This is a genomic window from Lentilactobacillus sp., assembly GCF_040773105.1.
GTDB lineage: Bacteria > Bacillota > Bacilli > Lactobacillales > Lactobacillaceae > Lentilactobacillus > Lentilactobacillus parabuchneri.
Genome location: NZ_JAXGWW010000259.1, coordinates 1 through 2,820 on the forward strand (window position 1 = coordinate 1; position 2,820 = coordinate 2,820).

Consider the following 2,820-nt stretch of genomic DNA (forward strand, 5'->3'; position numbering starts at 1 on the left):
TATCGTGGCGGTTCCAATTGGAATTTTGCTCACGCGGGTGAAGCCGATTGCAAATGTGGTCATGTCAATTGCTAGTATGTTACAAACAATTCCAGCGATGGCACTGTTGGCATTGATGATCCCGTTCTTCGGGATTGGTGCGATTCCGGCTATCATTGCGTTGTTCATCTATTCTTTATTACCGATTCTCCGCAATACCTATCTTGGACTGGACGATGTTGATCCAGCCTTAATCGATGCGGCTAAGGGAATGGGAATGACCGGTTGGCAGTCAATTGTTAAAGTTGAGTTACCGATGGCAGCCCCAGTTATTATGGCTGGTATTCGATTATCCGCAACGTACGTTATTGCCTGGGCTGCGTTAGCATCATACATTGGTGCCGGTGGCCTTGGGGACTTTATCTTTAATGGGTTAAACCTCTATCGAACTGACTTGATTTTAGGCGGTTCGATTCCGGTGATTATCTTAGCCCTCATCGTTGATTGGCTGTTGGGTAAACTAGAAGCAGCGGTTACCCCAAGAACCACACAAGCGTAAGGGGGATTAAAGATGAAGAAAATTAAAAAGTGGTTGTTAGGTGTTTTTGCAACGGTCGCCAGTGCATTATTATTGGCCGGCTGTGGCTTTCCGGGTTTGTCTGGAACTTCATCCGATACGATCCGGATTGCGTCACAAAACACGACTGAACAACAAATCATGGCGTACATGATTCAAGATATGATTAAGCATTATTCTAATTTGAATACGACGATCATTAACAATTTAGGTTCTGGGACGGTTAGTTTCAATGCCTTAAAGAATGATCAGGCTGATATTTCAGCGATTCGCTACACTGGGACGGACTTAACGACGATTCTGGGTGAAAAGATGGATCGGAGTAATATCAAGTCGATTGACCAAAAAGTTCGCTCACAATTCAACAGCAAGTATCAAATGACCTATTTTCCAAGTTACGGGTTCGCAGATACTTATGCTTTTATGGTGACGAAAGCGACGGCCAAGAAATATCATCTAAATACGGTTAGTGATATGAAAAAAGTGGCTCCAAAGCTGACGGTCGGTTTGGATCAAATCTGGACTGAACGAAAAGGTGACGGTTATCCTGCCTTTAAGAAGTTGTATGGTTTCCAATTTGGGAAGACTTATCCAATGCAAATTGGTTTAGTTTACGATGCCTTGGAATCAGGTAAAATGGATGCCATCCTCGGATACTCGACTGATGGCCGGATTGGTAGTTATGATCTGAAGATTTTAAAGGATGATAAGAATTTCTTCCCACCATATAATGCGAGTGCGGTTGCAACGAACAAGATCTTGAAAGCACATCCGAAGTTGAAGCCAATCTTGAATCGATTAAACGGTAAAATCAGCTTAAAGACGATGCAAAACTTGAACTATCAAGTTGATAATAACTTAGTGGAACCGGAAGTTGTGGCTAAACAGTTCCTTGAAAAACATAATTACTTTGAAGGGAGTGACAAATAATGGCTCAGATGAACTTACTGCAACAGTTGATATATTATTACCAACAAAACGGTGTGTACGTGTTAAGCCAGTTCTCACGTCACTTCTTGATTTCAATTTATGGCGTGCTGTTTGCGGCAATTGTTGGGATTCCAATTGGCATTTTCATCGCCCATCATAGTCGGTTGAGTGCAACAGTGATTGCGATTGCCAATGTGATTCAAACGATTCCATCACTAGCGATGTTATCAATCATCATGATTGGTTTGGGCCTAGGTGTGAACACGGTAATCGTCACGGTCTTCTTATACGCATTGCTGCCGATTATCAAGAATACCTATACTGGAATGCAAAATGTGAGTGCTAGTATTTTGGATTCCGGTAAGGGGATGGGGATGACGCGCTGGCAATTGTTACGAATGGTGGAGTTGCCACTGTCACTTTCCGTCATTATGGCTGGACTCCGGAACGCATTAGTGTTGGCTATCGGGATTACGGCCATTGGGACCTTCGTTGGTGCCGGCGGCTTAGGGGATATCATTATTCGAGGAACCAATGCTACGAATGGTGGTGCCATTATCTTGGCCGGGGCGTTACCAACAGCCTTAATGGCAATCATTGCTGATACGGTCTTGGCTTGGATTGAAAAGCGTGCTGATCCAACTCAAAAATAACGTCAGTGAGCGACAAGTAAAAGAAGCAATATAAAAATTAAGTTACTAAAAAAGATTGATTTACAGGTACTCCGTACTCACTCATTCAGGGAAGTCAGTGGAGCTGTAACATCAATCTTTTTGATTTGCATCAAAAACACCATGAGAATACGCAAGGTTGTATTGAACATGATTTCATCTTTTGATGCAAGTATTAATGATTAAACTAAACGCGTTTGATATAACGGATGGCGTCCGGATCGACCAAGTGGGTCAGGTGTAACTGCCGGTTGACTAGAACCAACTGACCATTAGCGAGGGTTCTTAACACTCCGTGAATATTATATGGTCGGGACTCAGTGAGCTGAGGCTGCATCTGGAGCATGATTTGATAGTGTTCCGTGTGCGCTTGAGTTAAGAACAAATCCCGCTGGAAAGCCGGCATCATTGGCAGTAACGGCGCAACGACGGTCGGGGCAGCAGTAAAGTCATCCATAAATTGGCGATAGGAAGCGTGTAAGTTCTTGGAAATTAGTTTCAAATTAGATTGTTGATTTTGCATATTAGCCACCTCGAACATTTGTTTGTGTTTCCATTATACGAACAGGCGTTCTAAAAAGCAAGCCTAAAATTTGAGAAAATTCACGAATAAAAATGAAAAAAAGCTGTGTAACCTTGATAATACTTGCAATATAGGGTTAA

At 42.6% G+C, this 2,820-nt stretch carries 4 protein-coding genes; 3 read left to right on the plus strand and 1 reads right to left on the minus strand.

Annotation, left to right across the window (positions count from 1 at the left end):
* The 3 genes from AB3112_RS10380 to AB3112_RS10390 form a co-directional block, all read left to right on the plus strand.
* On the plus strand, window positions 1-538 hold a 538-nt coding region (locus tag AB3112_RS10380; RefSeq protein ID WP_367334446.1), incomplete at its 5' end, for an ABC transporter permease.
* A gap of 12 nt (window positions 539-550) precedes the next feature.
* Window positions 551-1,486 carry an osmoprotectant ABC transporter substrate-binding protein gene (locus AB3112_RS10385; RefSeq protein ID WP_054398188.1) on the plus strand — a complete coding sequence of 312 codons (936 nt, stop codon included), beginning with the start codon at window positions 551-553 and terminating at the stop codon, window positions 1,484-1,486.
* On the plus strand, window positions 1,486-2,139 hold the full coding sequence (locus tag AB3112_RS10390; protein WP_003640359.1) for an ABC transporter permease: 654 nt from the start codon (window positions 1,486-1,488) through the stop codon (window positions 2,137-2,139). Before AB3112_RS10385 ends, AB3112_RS10390 begins: the two co-directional genes overlap by 1 nt.
* Window positions 2,140-2,344: 205 nt before the next feature.
* Here the strand turns inward: AB3112_RS10390 and AB3112_RS10395 are convergent, their stop codons facing one another.
* On the minus strand, window positions 2,345-2,680 hold the full coding sequence (locus AB3112_RS10395) for a hypothetical protein (RefSeq protein ID WP_072535152.1): 336 nt from the start codon (window positions 2,678-2,680) through the stop codon (window positions 2,345-2,347).
* Between the last annotated feature and the right edge of the window lie 140 nt (window positions 2,681-2,820).